Source organism: Vibrio sp. 970 (assembly GCF_033339075.1).
In genome coordinates this window covers 1-707 of record NZ_JAWOTW010000305.1, presented here as the reverse complement: position 1 = coordinate 707, position 707 = coordinate 1, and the positions used below count along the sequence as shown (strand labels likewise).

The 707-nt window shown below is 47.4% G+C and carries 1 pseudogene; it reads right to left on the bottom strand.

The window, feature by feature from the left end:
* Positions 1-707, bottom strand: a pseudogene (locus tag R7Q11_RS26330) (bifunctional glutamine synthetase adenylyltransferase/deadenyltransferase); the annotation flags it as partial.

The following is a 707-nucleotide window of genomic DNA, read 5'->3' as shown; positions in this document are numbered from 1 at the left end:
AGAGAATATGGCGGGTTCTTCAACTTGAATGTCCTGCTCTAAAATCAGCTCTAGCACATCTTGTTTATTGGCCATATCCCATAATTCATGGAAATGACGAGCAATCGTGCTGCCCTCATCTTCTTCGTCGTCACCAATCAAGGTTTCAAATACTTGATGCACTTTGTTCATGTGCTGCTGAGTTTGTTCGATGAGCAGATCCCACGACTCTAGCTGCATCGCAGTTGCCAGTTTTAAACGCTCAATGTCGCAATCGGGCAGCGTTTGAGTCTGCTTGTCTGCCATTGCTTGCAGTAGATTTTCTAGCTGGCGTAAATATTTATATGCCGCTTCCAGATTGCTGACTTCTTGCGGGGTTAACAGTGCAAGCTCTTCAATACCACTTAGGGTTTCGAGCAAGCCACGATTGCGCAAAGATGGCTCTCGCCCGCCACGAATCAGTTGGAAAACTTGCGCGATAAACTCAATTTCTCGAATACCACCAGCGCCCAGCTTGATGTTGTTGGTTAAACCGCGACGTCGCACTTCACTGCTGATCATTGATTTCATACGGCGCAATGACTGAATCGCACTAAAGTCGATGTAACGACGGAACACAAACGGACGCAACATTTTGCGTAGCTCTTGATATTGCGGATACATTTCGCATCCCATCACGCGCGCTTTGATCATCGCGTAACGTTCCCAGTCCCGTCCTTGCTCTTGGT